This is a genomic window from Actinoplanes awajinensis subsp. mycoplanecinus, from assembly GCF_001509495.1.
GTDB lineage: Bacteria > Actinomycetota > Actinomycetes > Mycobacteriales > Micromonosporaceae > Actinoplanes > Actinoplanes palleronii.
On the sequence record NZ_LLZH01000331.1, the window covers coordinates 189,157 to 209,812 of the forward strand.

Sequence of the window (20,656 nt, forward strand, 5' to 3'; positions counted from 1 at the left end):
GAAGAGCACGGCACGTACTAATGCCGTGCGGATAGTCCGGCCACTCCGGCTGCTGCTGCACAGGGCAAAAGCATCCGGCTTGGGTGGTCGCCGTTTCGAGGTGCGTCGATGATGCCGAGCTGGCGGGCGGCACTCAGATCATGGGTGCGGCCGGGCAACGCGGCCGAAGCCCAGATCAGCCGGCCGGCCGCGTCAGCTATGAGCTGCACGTTCACGCCGTGCCGCTTGTGTTTGCCCGAGTCTGGGCAGGTGGTCATGGGCCAGGGCATAGGCACGCTCACGGCCCGGGGTACGCCGCAGCTGCGTCCCGATCGCGCGCGCGGCCGGGGCGCAGTCGAGTGCCTCCCGTACTGCGGAGGCGAGGTCGCGCGCCGTCGCCGCGTTCGGGTCCAGCACGACGCCGACCCCGGCGCTCTCGATCGCCGCGGCACCCGCGAACTGGTCGGTGGAGAACGGGAGCGCAAGCATCGGCACACCGGCGGTGAGGGCCTCGGTGACGCTGTTGTTGCCCGCGTGCGTCACCGCGAGCGACGCGCGGGCCAGCAGCGCCGCCTGCGGCAGGTAGGGACGCACGAGCCAGTCGTCCGGGACCGGTGGCAGGCCTTGGGCCGAACCGCTTGCCAGTGCCACCCGCAGGCCGGTACTCCGCAGAGCCGTGATGACCGTGCTCAGCACGTCCGCCCGGGCGGACAGGAAGCTGCCGAAACTGACGTAGGCGAACGGTTGATCGCTGGAGTCCAGCCACGTCCGGAGGTCCGCCGAGGCTGTTTCGTCGCGGACGGCCGAGCCGAGAAAGGCATGCGGCACCGGCAGATCCGCGCGGCCCGGGTTGTGCAGGGCGGCGGGATAGTTGTAGAGCACCAGGTCACCGTGCTCGGTGAACGCGTCGGTCGTAGGTGCGGCGGACGGGGCGAGGGCGTGCAGCGCGGTGTTCCACTCCGCGGTGAACTCGTCCCGTACGGTGCGGCACATCCGGTGCAGCGCGGCGAGCTCGTCGCCGGCGGGACGGAACGCGGCGGGCCAGGCCGTCGGGTAGCCGTAGACCTCGTCACCGACCGGCAGGGCGGACGGATGGCCGAGCACGACGTCCACGTACGGGATGGCCGCCGCGGCCAGGGCGAGCCGGGCACTGAAAGCGAGATGGTCGACGACGATCTGGTCCGGCTGGACCTGTTCGATCACCTTCAGCACCGCTCGTGCCCGGTCGACCGGCTCCCAGAGCAGGTCGTTACGGCGCGCCTCAGCCTGGAAGCGCAACGTCTCGACCATCCCGCGGTAGGTCGCGGCGAAGAACCCCCGCAGCGCGTCGTCCTCGCCGGCCGGCTGCTGCTCGGCCCGGATCACGCCCGGGTTGGACCCTCGGCCGAGCGGAAGGTCGCTGCGCTCGAAGCCGAACGACTCGACCAGCCCCGCGGTCGCCGGGCCGGTCGCCACCACCACCCGTTCGCCGGCCGACTGCCACGCGGTCGCGAGGGTGGCCAGCGGCAGCAGGTGGGAGGCGTAGTCCGGACTGATTACCAGCAGGGTCATGAGCGGGACTCCGGGTCAGTCACGGACGTGTAGACGCCGACCAGGTTACCCGCCATGGATTCCACGGTCAGGCCGTCGCTGATCCGGTCGCGGGCCCGGCCGACCCGCGACGACGCGGGCCGGGAGGCCAGGTCGAGGGCGGCCACGAAGGCGGCGGCCAGGTCGTCCGGGTAACCGGTCCGGGCGAGTATGCCGGTGACGCCGTGCTCGATGTAGGTGGCCGGACCACCGGCGTCCGGCCCGACCACCACCAGACCGGCGGCCATCGCCTCCAGCAGGGCGAGGCCGAACTCCTCCTTCAGGCTGGCGCACACATAGACGCCACCGGAGGCGATCGGTGGTTCGATGCCGGTGTGAGCCGCGGCGAGCCAGCGGGCGACCGTGTCGTTGGGCCGGTGGCCGGGCATCAGCAGCCCGGCCGCGGCCTCCGGGTGCTCGCGCAGCACCCCGGCGATGAGATCGAGTTGCTCGCGTTCGTCCGGCGACGGATCCGCCAGATCTCCGCCGACGATCAGCAGGTTGCACCGCTCGCGCAACGCGGGCTCCCCGGCCCACGCCTGGACCAGGGTGGCCATGCCTTTGACCCGGTGCAGCCGGCCGACGCTCATCGCCAGGGGCAGACCGTGGCGTTCCGCCGGCAGCGTTGCCACCAGCGCGTTCAGTTCGGTCAGGGCGAGCGAGCCGGCCGGATCCGACAGCTCGGCGGCAGCCGCCGCGCTGACCTTCAGGTCGATGCCTTCCGCGACGACGCTGTACCGGCCGGCCGGGTCGCCGATCTCGATGCCGACAAGCGCCCGAAGGTCATCGGCCAGATCCGGACGGGGGAAGAGGACGACGTGGTCGGCCTCGGCCGCCAGCCGTTGCACCAGCCGGGCCCTGAACCAGTAGTGCTCGCGTTCGTCGATCACGCCGAAGTTGTCGCGGCGCAGCCCGCCCGTGCGTTCCAGGGCGGCGATGGTCGCGTGCGGGTCGGGAGCCAGCGTAAACACGACCCGGATGCCCATCTCCGCGGCCACCTCGGCGGCGGCCAGGCTGCCGACCTCGGCCATCCGCAAGTGGAGGACCTCCACCCGGTGGGCGCGCAGCAGACGACGCAGGCCACGCCGGACGGCGACCCGGGCCGGCCAGGCGTCGACCGCGTTCACGGCCGGTCCCGGCATGGGCACGGTCGCCAGCACGTGCCGCTCCCGGTCGGTGAGCGCGGCCAACGCTCGCTCCGGGGCGCCCCGGGAGACGGTCAACACCCTGCCCACGCCGGTCCGGGCCGCGAGCGCGTCACCGAGGCGAACGAGCAGGGTCGCGATCCCGCCGTTGTCGCCCGCCCCGGCCCGGCTCAGCTTCCGGTCGATGTCCGCATGCAGGAACAGCTGGGCGATCCGCAGGCCGGGCTCATCGTCGTCCGGGGCGTCCGCAGCCGGCATCCCCAGATCGGTGGCGGCCAGCCGGACCACCGCCCCGAGCTCCCCGTCAGCAGCCCAGAGGGACTCGACCACCCTGATCCCGGCCTCACCGCGCCGGTCGCCGAGGGCGGCGACGGCTCGGGCCCGAGCCGCCGGGCTCTCGGCCGGGTCGAGAGCGATCCGGCTGAGAGCCTGGTCGGCGGCCTCGGCGCCGGTCAGGCCGAGGGTCTCGACGAGGCGGGCCCGGGCCTGCGGGTCACGCACCTCGGCCAGGCCCCGCAGCACGTCGGCGGCGATGTGGTCGCCCGCCGGACCGCCCCAGCTCTCCAGGGTTCGCTGGGCGAGCATGCCGGAGAACCCGCCCGCGGCGACCACCTGGACCAGACGGTCGATGGCGTCGAGCCGGGGCAGCCGGGACCGCAGGACCCAGGCCGCGTGTTCGCGCAGGAAAGCCCGCGGATGCGACAACAACCGCGAGAGCACGGCGTCGGCCTCGTCGTCGACGACCACCCCGATGCCGTGCACGGCGGACAGAGCCGCCAGTTCGTCTGCTCCGTCGAGCGCCGCGACCAACTCTCGCATCACCGGCGGCGCCTGCCCGCGCGCGGCCTCGTGGGCAAGACTGTGCTCGTCACGAAGGACATCGAGCAGGGACGCGCTGTGGCGTACCTCGTGCAGAACAGAGCTCACGGTTGGCGGCATAACCATGCTTTCGACTTCGCGGCGCGCGATGGATGCAGGAAGTCGCCACCAGAACAGTGCTTCACCGCACACCAATCCGCGGAGCCGGGCGCACTTCTCGAACCAGTCCGGCGCCCGTGGAGGCGGACATGCCGGTCTCCGTCCGCCGACCGGCCGACGTCATGCGGCGGACCTCGACGCGGCCGGCCGGGATTCGGCCCCGGGCCGGTCACCGCGGTCACTCGACTCGAGCAGCTCGAACGCCCCACAGGCCAGCATCTGGCGCCGGGGCTGGCCGGTGCAGCCGGTGACGCGCAGAGCCGTGCCACGGCGCCGCAACACGAAGTGCGCGTGGAACACCACCGCTACGACCGCCGCGCTGATGAAGGTGACCCCAGTGAGATCGAGTTCGACCTCGGCCTCACCGCCGGGGGACTCCGGAATCAGCACACGCTCGAGATCCGCCGACGTGCCGGCGGCAAGCGGGCCGGTCATCCGGACGATCCGGCGCCGGCGGGCGGATACGGCACGTTTCTTGACGGAAAGACGCATCGTGATCACCTCGAGGTTCGCTGGGGACGAGCGCCCAACCTAAATCGACGCAGAAATCGACGCAACATTTGGCGAGGCGGGGTCGCCCGGTCGTGGCGGGACGAGACCTGCCGGGACATGCACGCTCGGTAACGCACCACAGAAATCCAAGGACACCTCACCCACCCGATCGACGGGGCCGGCCAAGGCGACCGCCGGTACGCAACAGGCCGGGCAGATCCCGCCCGAGCTACCGCAGCCGGCTGAGTGCAGCCTCGCTCGCGGCCGGCTAGGCCAGCCGGCGCGCGAGGGTCTCCGCGATCTTCCGGTGCGTACCGGTGAGGCCGCGGGTCTGGGCGATCCCTTCGTACGGTTTCCGACTGTCGGGCTTGATGAGCGTCCCTCGCCGCACCCAGACGTCGGTCGTACGGATCAGGTAGTTGGTCGTGAGGATGGTCGCGCCGTGCGCGAGGAGGAATTCCAGGATCCGGTGCAGCTTCTCGCTGTTGCGGGAGTAGCGGCTCAGCGCTGAGGTGACCAGGACTCGGCCTGAGTCCTGCGCCTCGGTGAGCATCGTGATCAGTCGGTCGTCGAAGCGCGGGTCGATGGCACTGAAGACGACTGATTCGTCGCCCTGGCCGGCAGACATCGCGCCACCAGCCAAAACCCGCGATGAACACTGCTGCCTACCCCGCCCGCCGACCACTCCGGCACACCGGCTGATTTAGCTCGCTCCGACAGCGCTTCTGACCGTCTACAGTAGTAGAATCGATGTGGATAAAGTCGCATATACATTGATTTGCGTCAATCTCCGCATCCGAAACCCCACCCGACGTCCGCACCACGATCGTGTGGGGGGTTGCGGATCGGTCAGAGGGGCTTCTCCAGGACCAGCGTTGGGCGGCCTTTGGCCAGGTCGGGGCGTAGGTCGATCTGCTGGTAGCCGAGGGCGGTCCAGAAGGACTGCGCTTCCGGGTTGTTGGTCAGGACGCCGAGGCGGACCGCGGGGTGGCCGGCCGCGCGCAGCCGGTCCTCGACGGCCAGCGCGATCGCGCGGCCGTGGCCCTGGCGGTGCCACCGGCCGTCGATCAGCAGCAGGCCGATCCAGGGCAGGCCGTCGGTGGGGTGCCGGCGCAGGATCTCCGTGTAGCCGACGAGCCGGCCCGCGTCGTCCCGGGCGACCAGGGACTCCTCGCCCGGGCCCAGGGCGTCCAGCACCGCCGAGACCGTGGCCCGGTCGAGGGTGTCCGGGTCGAGATCGCCGCTGTATCGCCAGTAGGTCGCGTTGCTGGCGTACACCTCGTACAGGTCGTCGGCGGCGGTCCGGGCGGTTAGCGAGATCATGGGGCTATTCTGACCCCGGGCGGCGCGACGCGCCAATTAAAGGAAACTTAAGACAACTCGTCGCGGAAAACTGTTATTGAATGGCGAAAACGCGGCCACCTGCGTCACCTCGTACGGTGAAAATGAATTTTATCTTCTCGCGTTGAAACGCGTCCGCGAGTTATGCATAATTCCTCGCGCAACCTCTTCACGCCATTTTTATTAAGGATAAGCATGGCTACTGACTCGGTGGAACCGCGGCGTCGTCGCCGCACGACGCGGGTGGTTCTCGGTGCGGCCGTGGTCGCGACGCTCGGTGCCAGCGGCATCTACATCGCCACCGCCGACGCCGGCGAGGTGAGTGTCCCGGGCCGGCTGCAGGCCGAGAAGTACTCCGCGCAGTCCGGTGCGCAGACCGAGGGCACCTCGGACACCGACGGCGGCAAGAACGTCGGCTGGCTGACGAACGGCGACTGGCTCGAGTACCGCGACGTGTCCATCACCGGTTCCGCACTGACCGCCCGGATCGCCTCGCAGAACACCGACGGCGGCGCGATCGAGGCCCACCTCGGCAGCCCGGCCGGAAAGCTGCTGGCCACGTTCCCGGTCGCCTCGACCGGCGGCTGGCAGAAGTGGACGACGGTCAGTGCCACGGCGGCGAGCGTGCCGGCCGGGAAGCAGACCCTGGTCCTGGTCATGAAGAGCGCGTCCCGCTCGGACTTCGTCAACATCAACTACCTGACGCTGGGCGGGACCGCGCCGTCCGCGAGCGCCGCGCCCACGACAACGCCCACCAAAGCTCCGAGCACGGCACCGACCAAGACGCCGACGACGAAGCCGACCACAGCCGCTCCTACCACGGCAGCTCCGACCGGCGGGTTCGTCCCGGTCGACGCGGCCGCGTGGAAGGCCGAGCTCGCGCTGTTCGATGCCGTGCCGAAGAAGGCGGTCCCGGCCGGAACCACGATGGTTCCCGAGTTCCACACCGACTGCGACGTCTCCGGTGAGGCGCCCGACGACCCGATCGTGTTCCCGAACATGCCGGGCGCGTCGCACCTGCACACCTTCTTCGGCCCGAAGGTGACCGCGAGCAGCACGAACGAGCAGCTGCTCGCCGGCAAGACCACCTGCAACGCGGCCGGGGACAACAGCGCGTACTGGGCGCCGACCCTGCTGCGCAACGGCACGCCGGTGAAGATGAAGAACTTCCGGGCGTACTACGGCGCGAAGATCAAGGACTCGGCGACCGTCAAGCCGTTCCCGCCGGGCCTGCGGATGGTCGTCGGCGACGCGAAGCGCCAGGTGGCGACGCCAAAGGGCGCGAACAGCCAGTTCTGGTGCGCGGGCAGCGCGGAGATCGGGCGCAGCGCCGACGGCAACTGGCCGAAGTGCGCGGCCGGCGGCAACCTGATCTACCAGTTGACCTTCGAGGACTGCTGGGACGGCAAGAACATCGACTCACCCGACCACAAGTCGCACATGGGGCCGTCGACGAACGGGGCGTGCACCGGCACATACCCGGTCGCCATTCCGAGCCTGTCGCTGATGCTCAACTACGACTCGCTCGGCGGTGACGGCCTGGCCCTTTCGTCCGGAATGGCGTCGTCGATCCACGGCGATTTCATGAACGCGTGGGATCCGGCCAAGCTGAGCGCTCTGGTCAAGGTGTGCATCACCGCGCACGCCAAGTGCGGTACGACTCCGTCATTCACCGGCGGCTGATTTCCGGGCGCTTATTTCGTACGAAATAGGGGGTGGTCTCGCCGTGTGGCGGGGCCACCGCGCGCGTTCGATGATCAGCAGGCACGATGAGCGGCATGGCGGTCGGAAACAGGATGCGACAGGGTGCGACGGCGTGGGGGCGCGCCCGGAGTCGCCACAGTTGGCTCGATCATCTGGCTCGGGCCGTGGTGCGCTACGACGAGGCCGACGGTGGCCGGCTCGCCGCCGCGGTCACCTACTACGCGTTCTTCGCGACGTTCGCGTGCGCGCTGCTGGCGTTCGCCGCGTTCGGGTTCATCCTCGACCGGCCGGCGGTCCAGGAGCTGCTGCAGAGCTACCTGGCGCAGAACCTGCCCGGCCTCGACCTGGAACGGGTCCGGGTGGCCCGCGGCACGATCGGGGTGATCGCGTTCCTCGGCCTGCCGATCACCGGCTGGTTCTGGATCGACGCCATGCGCTCCTCGATCCGCAAGGTGTGGCAGCTGCCCGAGTACCCCGGCGCCCTGATCCACCGGCTGCTGATCGACCTGCTCGTGCTGATCGGTCTCGGTCTACTGGCGGTCGCGTCGCTCGGCACGGCGTTTCTGACCGTCTGGGTGGCGGGCCAGTTGATCGAGCCGACCTCGGTGAACGCCGCGCAGAGCCGGTGGCTGCTGGACGCGGTCGCGTTCGTGGTCAGCATCGGGGTGAACGCGCTGCTCGCGACGGCGGTGCTGACCGGGCTGCCACGGTTGCGGATGCCGCTGCGCCGGGTCGCGGTGCCGGCGTTGATCGTGGCGGGCGGGTTGGAGCTGCTCAAGACCGTGGGCCACGTGTTCGTGCAGCACGTGGAGGCGAACCCGACGTATCAGGTGGTGGCCGGGACGGTCGGGCTGCTGTTCTCCCTCAACATCATCAATCAGGTGGTGTTGTTCGCGACGGCGCTGGCCGCGACCAGCACGACCGGCGAGGTCAGGGATCTGTCCGGCCGGCCGGACGCGGCGGACCCGGATCCCGAGCCCGTTCCGGAATCGGCCCACTCCCCCGGGCACTCCCCCGGGCCGGACGATGACCGGGCGGAGCAGGCCGAAGATCCCGACGACGCAGGTCACCGGTTCGGGTGATCGGCGGCACATGGTACGTGCCGTGGTGACACGCTGCGGCCGTTCCGGCGTTTGGCGATCGCCCGCAGGGGCATCTCGCAGCGCAGGAACGAGGAGGTGCACCCGATGACAACAAACGCTACGCATAACAGCGGATCGACGGCCGATCTGGTCAGTCAGGCTGCCGCACAGATTTCCACGCTGGTCCGGGACGAGCTGACCCTGGCCAAGCTCGAGCTGACCGAAAAGGGCAAGCGCGCCGGGGTCGGCGGCGGACTGTTCGGCGCGGCCGCCGTGCTGGGCTGGTTCGGCCTCGGGCTGCTGCTCACGCTCGCCGTCGTACTGCTGAATCTGGCCTGGCCGTTGTGGCTGGCCGTCCTGGTGGTGATGGTCGTGGTCTTCGCGGCCGCCGCGGTGGCCGCCGTGCTGGGCCGCAGCAAGCTGAAGGCCGCGGTGCCGCCGATGCCGACCGACGCGGTCGCCGGCGTGCAGGCCGACGTGCGCACCGTCAAGAACGCCGCCCAGAGAGGACGCCACCTGTGAGCACTCCGTCGACTGATCCGGAACGCCTGACCGCCGAGATCAAGCAGACCCGCGCCGACCTGGGCGCCACAGTCGAAGCCCTGGCCGCCAAGACCGACGTGAAGGCCCGCGCGAAGCAGGCCGCCACCGACGCCACCGACCGCGGCCGGGAGCAGCTGTCGGCCGCCACCACGAAGGTCGCCGAAGCCGCCGGCACGGCCGCTACCAAGGTCGCCGAGGCGGCCGGGACGGCGCGGGAGAAACTCGCCGGCCGGTCCGAGGACGTCAAGGCCGCGGTGGCTCCGATGCAGCGCCGGGCCAGGACGCTGCGGGTCCGGGCCGCCGAGGACCCTCGGGTACGCCGGGCCGTCGCACCGGCCGCCGTCGCCGCGACGGCCCTGCTGGGCGCGCTGATCGTCTGGGTCGTCCGCCGCCGCGCGTGAGTCCGTCGCGGTAGTCACCGCACGCAAAGCGGGGGCTGCGGACGAAATCCGCAGCCCCCAGCTTGATGAAGTGATCAGATCGCGGCGGAACCGAGGTGGTTGCGCAGCTTGCCGAGTGCCTTGGTCAGCAGCCGGGACACGTGCATCTGCGAGACACCGATCTGGTCGGCGATCTGCGACTGCGTCATGTTGCCGTAGAACCGCAGGCTGACGATCTTCTGCTCCCGCTCGTCGAGGAACGCCATCGCCGGGCCGAGCGCGATCCGCATCTCGGCCTCTTCGAAGCCGGTGTCCGTGGTGCCGAGCGTCTCGCCCAGCTCGGTGCCACCCTCGGTGATCGGGGTGGACAGGCTCGTCGAGTTGTAGGCCCGGGCACCCTCGAGGCCCTCGATGACCTCGTCCTCGCTGATGCTCAGGTATTCGGCGATGTCCGCGACGGTCGGCGAGCGGCCCAGCGTGTGGCTGAGCGCGTTGTTGGCGCCGGTGATCGCCAGGCGCAGCTCCTGCAGGCGGCGCGGCACCCGCACCGACCAGGTCTTGTCGCGGAAGTGCCGCTTGAGCTCACCGACGATGGTCGGGATCGCGAAGCCGGCGAAGTCGACACCGCGCTCGGCCTCGAACCGGTCGACCGCCTTGATCAGGCCGACCACGGCGACCTGGTAGAGGTCGTCGCGGGGCTCGCCGCGGTTGGCGTACCGGCTGGACAGGTGCCGGGCGAGCGGCAACCAGGCCTCGATCGCGCGGTCCCGCAGGCGCGGGCGCGACGGGTGCTCGGTGGGGAGCGCCGCCATCGCGTTGATCAGCTCACTGGCCCGATCGGTGCTGGTCGCGGCTTCCGTGCGGGTAGCGGTGTCAACCATCGCGGTCATATGAGTGAACTCCTCGAGCTTGCCAGTACGTCAGGTGGTGCGGCGGTGTAATGCCCGCCCGCGCGGGTACCACAAACCACCCGAACGTCCAATACATACCACCGGAACGGTGGATGTGTGATCAACAATTTCGTAGCAGTCGATCGAGGACGCGTACGCCGAACCGCAGCCCCTCCACAGGTACCCGTTCGTCCACCCCGTGGAACAGTGAAGAGAAATCCAACTCCGGCGGCAGCCGCAGCGGCGCAAACCCGAAGTGCCGGATCCCGAGCCCCTGGAACGACTTGGCATCGGTCCCGGCCGAGAGCATGTACGGCAGCAGCCGCGCCCCCGGATCCTCCGCACCGATCGCCGCCGCCATCGCGTCGACCAGCGCGCCGTCGAACGTGGTCTCGACCGGCGGCAGACTGTCCCATTCGCGCTCGATGTCCGGCCCGAGCACCGCGGCGAGTTCCGCCTCGAACGCCTTCTCGCGCCCCGGCAGCATCCGCCCGTCCACGGTGGCCCGCGCGGTCGACGGCACCACGTTGCCCTTGTAGCCGGCCTCGAACATGGTGACCGCCGCGGTGTCCCGCAGGGTCGCGCCGACCAGCCGGGACAGGTGCCCGAGCCGGGCCACCGCCGGCTCCGGGTCGTCCGGGTCGAACGGCACCCCGGTCATCTCGGCGAGCCCCGCGAGCAGGTCACGGACCGGCCCGGTGAGCACCAGCGGGAAACGGTGCTGGTCGAGGCGGGTGATCGCGGCGGCCAGCTTCGCGACGGCGTTGTCGGTGTGCAGCAGCGAGCCGTGCCCGGCCACCCCGCGGGCCTTCAGACGCAGCCACATCACCCCCTTCTCGGCCGTCTCCACCAGGTAGGCCCGGGCGCCGTCGCCGACCGTGACCGAGAACCCGCCCACCTCGCTGATCGCCTCGGTCGCGCCCTCGAACAGTTCGGGGCGGTGGTCGACGAGCCAGCGCGCGCCGGTGAAGCCGCCGGCCTCCTCGTCCGCGACGTACGCGAAAATCAGGTCCCGGGGTGGCACCACGCCCTCGCGTCGGAGCCCGCGGGCCACCGCCAGGGTCATCGCGAGCGTGCCCTTCATGTCGACCGCACCGCGTCCCCACACGTACCCGTCACGAATTTCGCCGGAGAACGGGTGCACGGACCATTCGGCGGCGTCGGCCGGCACCACGTCCAGGTGGCCGTGCACCAGCAGCGCGCCGCGCCCCGCGTCGGCGCCGGGCAACCGGGCGATCACGTTGCCCCGGCCCCGCGCCCCGGACTCCACGTACGTGACGTCGTAACCCACCTCGGTGAGCTTCTCCGCCACGTACTCGGCGGCCGGGCGCTCGGTGCCCGGCCCGCCGTTGTCGCTGGCGTTCGTGGTGTCGATCGCGATCAGCTCGCTGGCGAACCGCACCACCTCGTCGGCCGGGTCGATCACCCGCATTCCTCGCGCAGCTCGCGGACCAGCGAGGACACCACGGCTTTGAGGCTGCCGCCGTTGTCCGCGGCGACCCGTAGCTGCCGCTGGTAGCTCGCGCCGCGGTCGACGATGTCGAGCAGGCTCTCCAGCTGCACGGTGCAGCCGAGCGCCCCGGCGATCGGTTCGAGCGTCGGCAGCAGCTCCTCGAGATCCTTGGTGACGAGCCGTTCGTCGCCGGCCGCGTTCTGGATGATGATCGCGTCCATCCCGTACCGGGCGGTGCGCCACTTGTTCTCCCGGATGAACCACGGTTGCAGCCGGGGCACCTCCCGGCCGGCGTCCAGCTCGCGGGAGAAGTATTCGACCAGGCACTGGCTCAACGCGGCCAGCGCGGCGATCTCCCACGCGCTGGAGATCCCGTCGAAGGTCCGGATCTCGATCGTCCCCCACTTCGGCGCGGGCCGGATGTCCCAGCGCAGCTCGTTGAGCTCCTCGATCACCCCGGTGTGCGTCAGGTCGTCGACCATCGCCTCGTACTGCGACCACTCGGTGAACTGCGGCGGCAGTCCGGCCGTCGGCAGCTGCTGGAACATCAGCGCCCGGTTCGAGGCGTACCCGGTGTTCTCCCCGGCCCAGAACGGGCTGGACGCGCTGAGCGCCTGGAAGTGCGGCAGGTAGGTGAGCAGCCCATCGATGATCGGCAACACCTTGCGACGGTCCTCGACCGCCACGTGCACGTGCACTCCCCAGATCATCATCTGCCGCCCCCACCAGCGGGTCCGGTCGATCAGCGTCGCGTACCGCGGCTTCTCCGGAGTCACCTGCTGCTGGAACCACTGACTGAACGGGTGCGTCCCCGCCGACAGCAGATCGACACCGCGCGGCTCGGCGATCGTGCTCACCCGCTCGACCAGCCGGGTGAGATCCGCGACGGCGTCCCGCACCCGATGGTGCGGCGCGCTGACGATCTCCACGGTGTTGGTGAGCAGCTCGTTTGTCACATGCGGAAAACCGTCGACCGGCCCCAGCGCGGCGAGCAGACCCGGCGCCGCCGGAGCCAGCTCACCGCTGCGCCGATCGACACAGGCGATTTCCCATTCGATCCCTAGACGCGATCTGTCCGATGGGGCGAAGTCGATTCCCATGGGGCAACTCTACGAACAGTTCGTTTCCACACCGCGGCTTCGGGCTCGGCGCCGACCGGATCGTCACACCCGGAAGGTGCCGACCAAGGTCTGCAATTCGCCGGACATCCGGGCCAGTTCCTCCGAGGCCCGCCGTGAATCGCTGACGTTCTCCGTGGTCATCCTGGTCGCGGTGGCGAGCGAATCGATCCCGTCAGCCACCTCGCTGACCCCGCCGGCGGCCTCGCTGACGCTGCGGTTCATCTCCCCGGTGGTGGCGGTCTGCTCCTCCACGGCGGCGGCGATCGTCGTCTGGTAGTCGCTGATCCGAGCGATGATCTCGCCGATCTCGCCGATCGCCGTGATCGCGGTGCTGGTATCGGTCTGAATCGTGGTGACCCGCAGCTGGATGTCGCCGGTGGCCCGGGCGGTCTCCTGGGCCAGGTCCTTGACCTCGCTGGCCACCACGGCGAAGCCCTTTCCGGATTCACCGGCGCGGGCCGCCTCGATGGTGGCGTTCAGCGCGAGCAGGTTGGTCTGGCCCGCGATCGCGGTGATCAGCTGGATCACGTTGCCGATCTCGGCCGAGGAGGAGCCGAGCTGCGCGACGGTCCGGTTCGTGGCCTCGGCGACGGACACCGCCTGGGCGGCGACCACGACCGCTTCGTTCGCGTTCTTGGAGATCTCCCGGATGGCAGCGCCCATCTCGTCGGACCCGGCCGACACCGCGTCGATGTTGCGCCGGATCTGCTCGGCGGCCGCGGCGACGCTACCGGCCCGGGCGCTGGACTGCTGTGCGCTGACCGCGATCTGACCGTTGGTGGCCGACAGCTGTTCGGCGGCCGCGGCCAGCGAGTTCGCCGCGTCGCCCAGCGCCTGCACGGTGCTGCGCATGGTGCCGGTGGCCCCGTTGAGCGCGATCGCCATGCTGCCGACCTCGTCGCGGGCATGGATCCGGACGGTCCCGGTCAAGTCGCCGGCGGCGACCTGGGTGAGGGTCAGGTTGACCTCGCGCAGCGGCCGGGTGATGCGCCGGACGGTGGTCCAGCCGAGCAGGCCGGCGAGAAGGAAGCCGGTACCCAGCGTGGCCAGCATCGTCACCCGCCCACTCCGGAAGGTGCTGGTGCCGTCCGCCGCAGCCTGCGCCGCCTGCTCGCTCTCGAACGCGTTGAGCGCGTCGAACCCGGCGTTTATCTTGTCGACGATCGGTTCGGCCTGGGTGTCGTATGCCTGGTTGAAACCGTTGCTGTCGGCCGCCGTGATGAAAGCGGCGAGAGTCTGGTGCATCTCGGCCAGCGCACCGAGACCCTCCTTGATCGCCTGCAGGGGCGGGCGCTGTGCGTCGTCCACCCCCAGCGCCGCATAGGACTCGACAGCTAGGGTGACGGCCTCGCCCGTGGCCGCGGCGTTCTTGAGGTCGATCTGCGCATCGGCGGCGCTCGTCGCATTGGCGGACTGACTCAGCGCCAGCAACTGGTCGTCGAACTGACCCTGTGCGACTGCCAGCGCCTGCGCCGGTTGCAGATTCTCCTGGTAGATGGTGGTTGCGCTGGTGTTCAGACTGCTCAGCGCGGCCAGCCCGACCCCAGCGACGGCAGCGCCGGCCACCAGCGCGACCACCAGCGCCAAGGTGATCTTGAGGCCGACACCGAGGTCGCCGAACCAGCCGAGCGGGCCAGTGCCCAGCTGCTTGGCAGTGGCGGGCGATTGCTCCATGCTGAGCCTTTCGATCACGGACTGCGGATGACTCGAACCCCTCCCCATCGAGAATTTCGGTCGTTTCGCGCAGTTCGTTAGCGACAAGCGGCGAACAGCTCAGGATCGGCCTGCGGTCACATGGGCGACGACCAGGTCACCGATCATCTGGCGGAGGTGGTCGCGCAGGGCGGGGTCGAGCAGGTCGCGGTCGAAGATGGCGCGGAACGTGTAACGGTTGGCGCCGCGGAAGACGCAGAACGCGCTGATGATCATGTGAACGTCGAGGGCGTCCAGGTCGTCACGGAACAGCCCGGCGGCGCGGCCGCGTTCCATGATCCGGGTGAGCACGTCCAGGGCCGGTGCGGCGAGCACCTCGCGGGACTCGGAACGCTGCAGGTGCTCGGCGTAGTGGATGTTCTCGATCGCGACCAGCCGGACGAAGTCCTGGTGCGACTCGTGGTGGTCGAAGGTCAGCCCGGCGAGCTGGCGCAGCGCCTCGACCGGTTCCAGGTGGTCGACGTCGAGCTGCTGCTCGAGCGAGCGGATGTGCCGGTACGCCTGCTCCAGCACCGCCAGGAACAACCCTTCCTTGCCACCGAAGTAGTAATAGATCATTCGCTTGGTGGTGCGGGTCTTGGACGCGATCTCGTCGACCCGGGACCCGGCATAGCCCTGGTCGGCGAACTCGCGGGTGGCCACCTCGATGATCTCGGCGCGGGTGCGCTCGGGATCCCGCGTGCGATCGTTCATTTCCGCCCTCCCCGCCGCGCATCCGGACGGCCTACAGTGTACGTACTAGTTCGTACAGACATGGGAGGGGCCATGGCCCGGACCGGCATCGCGACCGTCTGCCTCTCGGGCACGCTCGAGGACCGGCTGAACGCCGCCGCGGCCGCCGGGTTCGACACCGTCGAGATCTTCGAGGCGGACCTGATCGCCTCGCCCCGTTCCCCCGAGCAGATCCGCGACCACATCGCCGGGCTCGGCCTGACCATCAGCCTCTACCAGCCGTTCCGCGACGCCGAGGGCGCTCCCCCGCAGCGGTTCGCCGCGACCCGCCGCCGCCTGCGGGCCAAGCTGGAGCTGATGGACCGGCTCGGCGCCGGCACCCTGCTGATCTGCTCGTCGGTCGCCCCGGACACGATCGCCGACGACGACCTGGCCGCCGACCAGTTGCGCCAGCTCGCCGAGCTGGCCGCCGGGCACGGCATCCGGATCGCCTACGAAGCCCTGGCCTGGGGCCGGCACGTCTCCACCTGGGAACACTCCTGGGACCTGGTGCGCCGCGCCGACCACCCGGCCCTCGGCCTGTGCCTGGACAGCTTCCACGTGCTGTCGCGCACCGACCGGTTCGCCGGCATCGCCGACCTGCCCGGCGACCGGATCTTCTTCGTCCAGCTCGCCGACGCGCCCCGGCTCGACATGGACGTGCTGCAGTGGAGCCGGCACCACCGGCTGTTCCCGCTGCAGGGCGGGCTCGACCTGGCCGGGTTCACCCGCACCGTGCTGGCCTCGGGGTATGCCGGGCCGCTGTCGTTGGAGGTGTTCAACGACGTCTTCCGCCAGGCCGACCCGCACCGGACCGCGGTCGACGCCCGGCGCTCCCTGATCGCCCTGCAGGACGCGGTCGACACCCCTGGAGAGGCCGCCCTCGGAAACGCAGTGAGCACCGGCATCGCGTTCGCCGAGCTCGGTGTCGGTGACGACACCGACACCGGTCCCCAGCTCGAAACCCTGCTCACCGCGCTCGGCTTCACCCACACCGGCCAGCACCGCTCCAAACCGGTCCAGCTCTGGGAGCAGAACACCGCGCGCATCCTGCTGAACTCCGGCGTCCACGAGTCCGCGATCCACGCGTTCGCCTTGGAGAGCACCGATCCGGAAGCTGCCGCCCGCCGCGCCGCCCACCTGCTCGCCGCACCGCTGCCCCGCCGCCGCCGGCAGAGCGAAGCCGACCTCACCGCGATCGCCGCCCCGGATGGCACCGAGATCTTCTTCTGCCGCACCGCACCGCCCTCCTTGCCGGCCGCCGAAACCCGCACCACACCGCTCGGCGATTCCGCGCCGACCGCCGCAACCCGCACCACACCGCTCGGTCAGCACGGCTGGCTCGACGATTTCCTGCCGACCGGCGAGACCCCCGCGCCCACCACCGGCGTGACCGCGATCGATCACCTCTCCCTGGCGCAGCCGTTCGACCGTTACGACGAGGCCGCGCTCTTCTACCGCACCGTCCTGGGCCTGATCGGCGACGAGGCGAGCGAGTTCGCCGCCCCGTTCGGGCTGATCCGCACCCTCGCGATCCGCGACCCGGAGCGCCGGGTAAGGATCACCCTGAGCGTCCCGGTCCTGCGCCGCGGCGACTGGGCACCCGCCGTCCGCCACCCGCAGCACCTCACCCTGGCCACCGACGACCTGCCCCGGACCGCGTCCGCCCTGCGCAGCGCCGGTGTGCCGCTGCTCGCCATCCCCGGCAACTACTACGACGACCTGGACGCCCGGCTCACCCTGGACCCGCCCTTGCGCACCCGGATCCGCGACCTCGGCGCCATGTACGACGAGGACGCCCACGGCCACTACCTGCAACTGTTCACCCCCGTGATCGGCGGCCGGATCTTCCTCGAGATCGTCCAGCGGGTCGGCGGTTACCGCGGTTACGGCTTCGTCAACGACCCGGTCCGGATGGCCGCCCACCGCGAGCAGCGCCTGCACGCTCATAGTCCGAGATAGATCTTCCGCACCCGCGGGTCGTGGCGCAGCTGCGCGGACGTGCCGGTCATCGCGACCTCACCGTTCTCCACCACGAGGCAGCGGCTGGTGGCCTCGAAGGTCAGCTTCGCGTTCTGCTCGACGAGCAGCAGGCTCATTCCTTCGCCGCGCAGCCGCAACAGCACCGCGAGAATATCCTCGACGAGTTTCGGCGACAGCCCCATCGACGGCTCGTCGAGCAGCAGCAGCTTCGGCCGGGACATCAGCGCCCGGCCGATCGCCAGCATCTGCTGCTGCCCGCCGGAGAGCGCCCCGGCCAGCCGCCCGCGCATCTCGCCGAGCACCGGGAACAGCTCGTACACCTCGGCCAGGGTGGTGCGCGTCGCCGCGTTCCACGCGCGCGCGTATGCCCCGAGCAGCAGGTTCTTCTCGACGGGGAGTCCGGCGAAGACGTGCCGGCCCTCGGGGACGTAGCCGATACCGTGCCGCACCATGTTCCGCGCCGCGACCGTACTCAAATCGATGTCACCGAAGCGCAGCGAGGCGACCTGACGCGGCACCAACCCCATGATCGCCTTGAGGGTCGAGGTCTTCCCGGCGCCGTTCGCGCCGATCACCCCGACGGCTTCGCCGCCAGGAACATCAAAACCCAGATTTCGTACGGCGGAAACGCCCCCATAATGGACACTCAACCCCTCCACCACCAGCGTCACGTCGCGCTCACCTCCGGTAGGTCGCCCATCGAGTCACCGAGGTACGCCTCGATCACCGCCGGTGTCCGGGCCACCTGCGCCGGGGTGCCCTCGGCGATCACCCGGCCGCCGGCCAGCACGGTGACCCGCTCGCACAGCGACATCACCAGGCCCATGTTGTGCTCGATGACGATCACGGTGACGCCGCTGTCCCGGATCGAACGGACGATCTCGCTGAGCTGGCGGACCTCCTCGCCGTTGAGCCCGGCCGCCGGCTCGTCGAGCAGCAGCAACGCCGGTGCGGCGGCCACCGCCCGGGCGATCTCCACCCGTCGCTGGGTGCCGTACGGCAGCGCGCCCGGCGCCAGCCCGGCGAACTCGCTCAGCCCGAACCGGTCGATCACCTCCCGGGCCCGCCGATGCAGGTCCCGGTCCCGGCGCAGCACGCTGATCGGGCGCAACAGATACCGCCAGCTCTCCGCGGTGTGGCTGCGGTCGATGGCGACCAGGATGTTCTCCTGCACGGTGAGCGCGCCGAACAGCCGCAAATTCTGGAACGTGCGCGACATCCCGGCCCGCGCCAGCCGGTAGGGCGCGTGCGCGGTCATGTCCCGGCCGCGGAACTCGACCCGGCCACTCGTCGGCCGGTAGAGCCCGCTGATCACGTTGAACAGCGTGGTCTTGCCGGAGCCGTTCGGGCCGACCACGCCACGGATCTCGCCGGCCGGCACGTCGAGGGAGACGTCGTCGAGCGCTTTGAGCCCGCGGAACTGTTTGGTCACCCCCTGCACGCGCAGGATCGCCGGGGCGTCCGGGTCCGCGGCGGCGCTCATCTCGTACGGAACAAAGGGTTTCATGCGCGCGGGAACGCCGCGCCGGCCCCGCCTCCGGGCCACCGCATCCCTGATCCGGCTGGGCAGGCCGGCCAGGCCGGTCGGGGCGAACACCACGACCAGGACCACCACCGATCCGTACGCGATCTGGGCGATCGTCGGGTGATCGACAAGTGCTTCGCGGACCAGGGCCAGGCTGACCGCGCCGACCACGCAGCCGACCAGGCTCTGCCGGCCCCCGATGATCACCATGGCGAGCAGCAGGAACATGGTGGCGATGCTGAACGACTCCGGCGCCACATATTGGATCAGCCCCGCGTAGAGCACCCCGGCGACCCCGCCATACACGCTGGCCAGCAGGAACGCGGTCATCCGCAGGATCGGGACCTCGGCGCCGAGCGCTCCGGCGGCGAGGGCGTCGTCGCGCATGGCCCGCATCCGGCGGCCGAGGCTGGTCCGGACGATGAACTCGCCGAAGCCCAGTGCGACGACAAACGCGAACAGCTCCAGGTAGTAGTAGAGGTATTCGCTGGTCAGGTCGATGCCGGGGAGCGTCGGAACCGGAATCCCGGGTAACCCTTCGGCGCCGCCGCTGATCTCGGCGTTGGTCACCCAGCTGGTGAACGCGAGCGCCAGCCCGAGCGTGACGATGCCGAGATAGTGCGACTGGACGCGCAGCGCCGGCGTGCCGACCACCAGGCCGATCGCCATGGTGGCCAGCACGGCGAGCACGGCGGAGACCCAGAAGCCCAGGCCGGCGCGGGTGGTGAGGATCGCGGTGGCATACGCGCCGACGCCGAAGAACGCGACCTGCGCGAGGTTGACCTGCCCGGCGATGCCCATGGCCAGGCCGAGCCCGACCGCGAGGATCGCGAAGATCAGGATGACGTCGACGACGTGGATGGCGTAGGAGTCCAGGCCGTAGGGCAGCAGCCAGGCGGCGACTGCGGCGGCGGCCAGGATGGCGATGCGGGTCCTCATGCGCGGTGCGCCGGTCGTGCGCGGCGCCGCGGCCGGTGGAGTGCTCATGCCCGGTTCACCGTCCGCTCGCCGAAGACGCCGGTGGGGCGGATCATGATGATCACGGTGAAGACGACGAACGTGACCAGCTCGGAATAGCCCTGGAAGTGCCCGGCGGTGAACGCGTCGAGGATGCCGATCGCCAGCCCGCCGACGATCGCGCCCGGGATGCTGCCGAACCCGCCGAGGATCGCCGCGGCGAACCCCTTGATGCCGAGCGCGCCGCCGAGCGCCGGGCTGACGTAGAGCAGCGGCCCGACCAGGCCGCCGGCCAGCGCCGCGAGCCCGCCACCGATCATGAAGGCGATCGCGTTGGAGCGTCCCACGTGGATGCCGACCGCGGTGGCGGCCTCGTGGTCCATGGCCACGGCCTGCATCGCGGCGCCGCGTTTGGTGCGGGACAGGAACAGCACCAGCAGGATCGTCGCGGCCGCCGCGATGGCGAGCACGACCAGGTCGTAGGTGCGGATGCGCAGGCCGAACACGTCCAGCGGCGGCGACGGCACCGGTGAGGGCACCGCCCGGCCGGTGGCGCCCCAGATCGCGATCACCAGGGCGTCCAGCACGATGCCGAAGCCGATCGTGCCGATCAGCATCAAGTCGAAATCGCGGTTCTCCAGCGGGCGCAGCACCCGCTCGATGACCAGGCCGATCGCCCCGGTCAGCACGATGGCGATCGGCATCGCGAGCGCGAACGGCAATTCACTTGTGAGATACAGCGTCGAGGCCAGATAGGCGCCGACGGTCACCACGTTGCCGTGGGCGAAGTTGACCAGGCCCATGGTCCGGTAGACCAGCGAAAAGCCTAGCGCGACGAGGGCGTAGACGGCACCCAGGCTGACCCCGCCGATGATGGTCTGAAGGAAGACCTGCATGCGCTCAGCCCGCGGCGGCGACGAGTTTGCCGCCCTTGATGGTGCCGATCGAGGTGGCGAAGATACCGACCCCGGTCTGGTCGAAGGCGAACGAGCCGAGCAGGCCCTGGTACTTGGTGGCCCGGATCGCGTCGGCGAGTGCCTTGCCGGTGGCCACGTTGCTGGTCTTCAGGGCGGTGAGCATGATCTGCGTG

Annotated in this window: 19 protein-coding genes and 1 pseudogene; 5 read left to right on the forward strand and 15 right to left on the reverse strand. The window is 70.3% G+C overall.

All coding sequences use genetic code 11. From position 1 onward, the window contains the following. Positions 1 to 101: 101 nt before the first annotated feature. From ADL15_RS52320 to ADL15_RS46375, 6 genes and pseudogenes are all read right to left on the reverse strand, one after another. Positions 102 to 239, reverse strand: a pseudogene (locus ADL15_RS52320) (transposase family protein); the annotation flags it as partial. Next, positions 193 to 1,530: a nucleotide disphospho-sugar-binding domain-containing protein gene (locus ADL15_RS46355; RefSeq protein WP_067706293.1), complete on the reverse strand. Its 1,338-nt coding sequence runs from the start codon at positions 1,528 to 1,530 to the stop codon at positions 193 to 195. The pseudogene ADL15_RS52320 and the gene ADL15_RS46355, both read right to left, overlap by 47 nt. Further along, on the reverse strand, positions 1,527 to 3,620 hold the full coding sequence (locus ADL15_RS46360) for a glycosyltransferase (RefSeq protein ID WP_198171302.1): 2,094 nt from the start codon (positions 3,618 to 3,620) through the stop codon (positions 1,527 to 1,529). Before ADL15_RS46360 ends, ADL15_RS46355 begins: the two co-directional genes overlap by 4 nt. A 171-nt stretch (positions 3,621 to 3,791) precedes the next feature. Beyond that, positions 3,792 to 4,163 (reverse strand): STAS domain-containing protein, encoded by a 372-nt coding sequence (locus ADL15_RS46365; protein ID WP_157442025.1) that lies wholly within the window; start codon positions 4,161 to 4,163, stop codon positions 3,792 to 3,794. 268 nt (positions 4,164 to 4,431) lie between these two features. Continuing rightward, positions 4,432 to 4,791, reverse strand: a complete 360-nt coding sequence (locus ADL15_RS46370) for a recombinase family protein (protein WP_067706302.1) — start codon at positions 4,789 to 4,791, stop codon at positions 4,432 to 4,434. 221 nt (positions 4,792 to 5,012) lie between these two features. Further along, complete coding sequence (locus ADL15_RS46375; RefSeq protein WP_067706305.1) at positions 5,013 to 5,486, reverse strand: GNAT family N-acetyltransferase; 474 nt, start codon at positions 5,484 to 5,486, stop codon at positions 5,013 to 5,015. A gap of 213 nt (positions 5,487 to 5,699) precedes the next feature. Between ADL15_RS46375 and ADL15_RS46380 the strand changes: the two genes are divergently transcribed. The 4 genes from ADL15_RS46380 to ADL15_RS46395 all read left to right on the forward strand — a co-directional run bounded on the left by ADL15_RS46380 (position 5,700) and on the right by ADL15_RS46395 (position 9,234). Further along, positions 5,700 to 7,187, forward strand: a complete 1,488-nt coding sequence (locus ADL15_RS46380) for a DUF1996 domain-containing protein (RefSeq protein WP_067706309.1) — start codon at positions 5,700 to 5,702, stop codon at positions 7,185 to 7,187. A 185-nt stretch (positions 7,188 to 7,372) separates the two neighbouring features. Next, positions 7,373 to 8,290 carry a YihY/virulence factor BrkB family protein gene (locus ADL15_RS46385; RefSeq protein WP_067706312.1) on the forward strand — a complete coding sequence of 306 codons (918 nt, stop codon included), beginning with the start codon at positions 7,373 to 7,375 and terminating at the stop codon, positions 8,288 to 8,290. A 105-nt stretch (positions 8,291 to 8,395) separates the two neighbouring features. Beyond that, positions 8,396 to 8,812 (forward strand): phage holin family protein, encoded by a 417-nt coding sequence (locus tag ADL15_RS46390; protein WP_067706314.1) that lies wholly within the window; start codon positions 8,396 to 8,398, stop codon positions 8,810 to 8,812. Continuing rightward, entirely contained in the window at positions 8,809 to 9,234 is a 426-nt protein-coding gene (locus ADL15_RS46395) for a DUF3618 domain-containing protein (RefSeq protein ID WP_067706317.1), read from the forward strand. Before ADL15_RS46390 ends, ADL15_RS46395 begins: the two co-directional genes overlap by 4 nt. 74 nt (positions 9,235 to 9,308) lie before the next feature. On the opposite strand, the gene ADL15_RS46400 is transcribed toward ADL15_RS46395, so the two are convergent. From ADL15_RS46400 to ADL15_RS46420, 5 genes are all read right to left on the reverse strand, one after another. After that, positions 9,309 to 10,103: a SigB/SigF/SigG family RNA polymerase sigma factor gene (locus ADL15_RS46400; RefSeq protein ID WP_067706319.1), complete on the reverse strand. Its 795-nt coding sequence runs from the start codon at positions 10,101 to 10,103 to the stop codon at positions 9,309 to 9,311. Positions 10,104 to 10,224: 121 nt separating this feature from the next. Further along, the gene (locus ADL15_RS46405; RefSeq protein ID WP_394326997.1) at positions 10,225 to 11,529 is read right to left on the reverse strand and encodes a M20/M25/M40 family metallo-hydrolase; all 1,305 of its coding nucleotides are present in this window, start codon (positions 11,527 to 11,529) and stop codon (positions 10,225 to 10,227) included. Continuing rightward, positions 11,526 to 12,656 carry a glutamate--cysteine ligase gene (locus tag ADL15_RS46410; protein ID WP_067706325.1) on the reverse strand — a complete coding sequence of 377 codons (1,131 nt, stop codon included), beginning with the start codon at positions 12,654 to 12,656 and terminating at the stop codon, positions 11,526 to 11,528. The genes ADL15_RS46405 and ADL15_RS46410 overlap by 4 nt, the downstream gene beginning before the upstream one ends. 63 nt (positions 12,657 to 12,719) lie before the next feature. Then, a complete protein-coding gene (locus tag ADL15_RS46415; protein WP_067706328.1) occupies positions 12,720 to 14,351 on the reverse strand; it encodes a methyl-accepting chemotaxis protein in 1,632 nt (543 codons plus the stop codon). 99 nt (positions 14,352 to 14,450) lie between these two features. Then, the gene (locus ADL15_RS46420; RefSeq protein WP_067706331.1) at positions 14,451 to 15,083 is read right to left on the reverse strand and encodes a TetR/AcrR family transcriptional regulator; all 633 of its coding nucleotides are present in this window, start codon (positions 15,081 to 15,083) and stop codon (positions 14,451 to 14,453) included. A 72-nt stretch (positions 15,084 to 15,155) separates the two neighbouring features. On the opposite strand from ADL15_RS46420, the gene ADL15_RS46425 reads away from it, so the two are divergent. After that, positions 15,156 to 17,063: a sugar phosphate isomerase/epimerase and 4-hydroxyphenylpyruvate domain-containing protein gene (locus ADL15_RS46425; RefSeq protein WP_067706334.1), complete on the forward strand. Its 1,908-nt coding sequence runs from the start codon at positions 15,156 to 15,158 to the stop codon at positions 17,061 to 17,063. Here the strand turns inward: ADL15_RS46425 and ADL15_RS46430 are convergent. The 4 genes from ADL15_RS46430 to ADL15_RS46445 all read right to left on the reverse strand — a co-directional run. Beyond that, complete coding sequence (locus ADL15_RS46430; RefSeq protein ID WP_067706337.1) at positions 17,048 to 17,755, reverse strand: ABC transporter ATP-binding protein; 708 nt, start codon at positions 17,753 to 17,755, stop codon at positions 17,048 to 17,050. The two genes, ADL15_RS46425 and ADL15_RS46430, sit on opposite strands and share 16 nt — an antisense overlap. Further along, positions 17,752 to 19,596, reverse strand: a complete 1,845-nt coding sequence (locus ADL15_RS46435) for a branched-chain amino acid ABC transporter ATP-binding protein/permease (protein WP_067706340.1) — start codon at positions 19,594 to 19,596, stop codon at positions 17,752 to 17,754. Before ADL15_RS46435 ends, ADL15_RS46430 begins: the two co-directional genes overlap by 4 nt. Next, positions 19,593 to 20,462: a branched-chain amino acid ABC transporter permease gene (locus ADL15_RS46440; RefSeq protein ID WP_067706342.1), complete on the reverse strand. Its 870-nt coding sequence runs from the start codon at positions 20,460 to 20,462 to the stop codon at positions 19,593 to 19,595. The genes ADL15_RS46435 and ADL15_RS46440 overlap by 4 nt, the downstream gene beginning before the upstream one ends. Positions 20,463 to 20,466: 4 nt before the next feature. Beyond that, positions 20,467 to 20,656: hypothetical protein (locus ADL15_RS46445; protein WP_232344968.1), on the reverse strand; the 190-nt coding region annotated here is incomplete at its 5' end.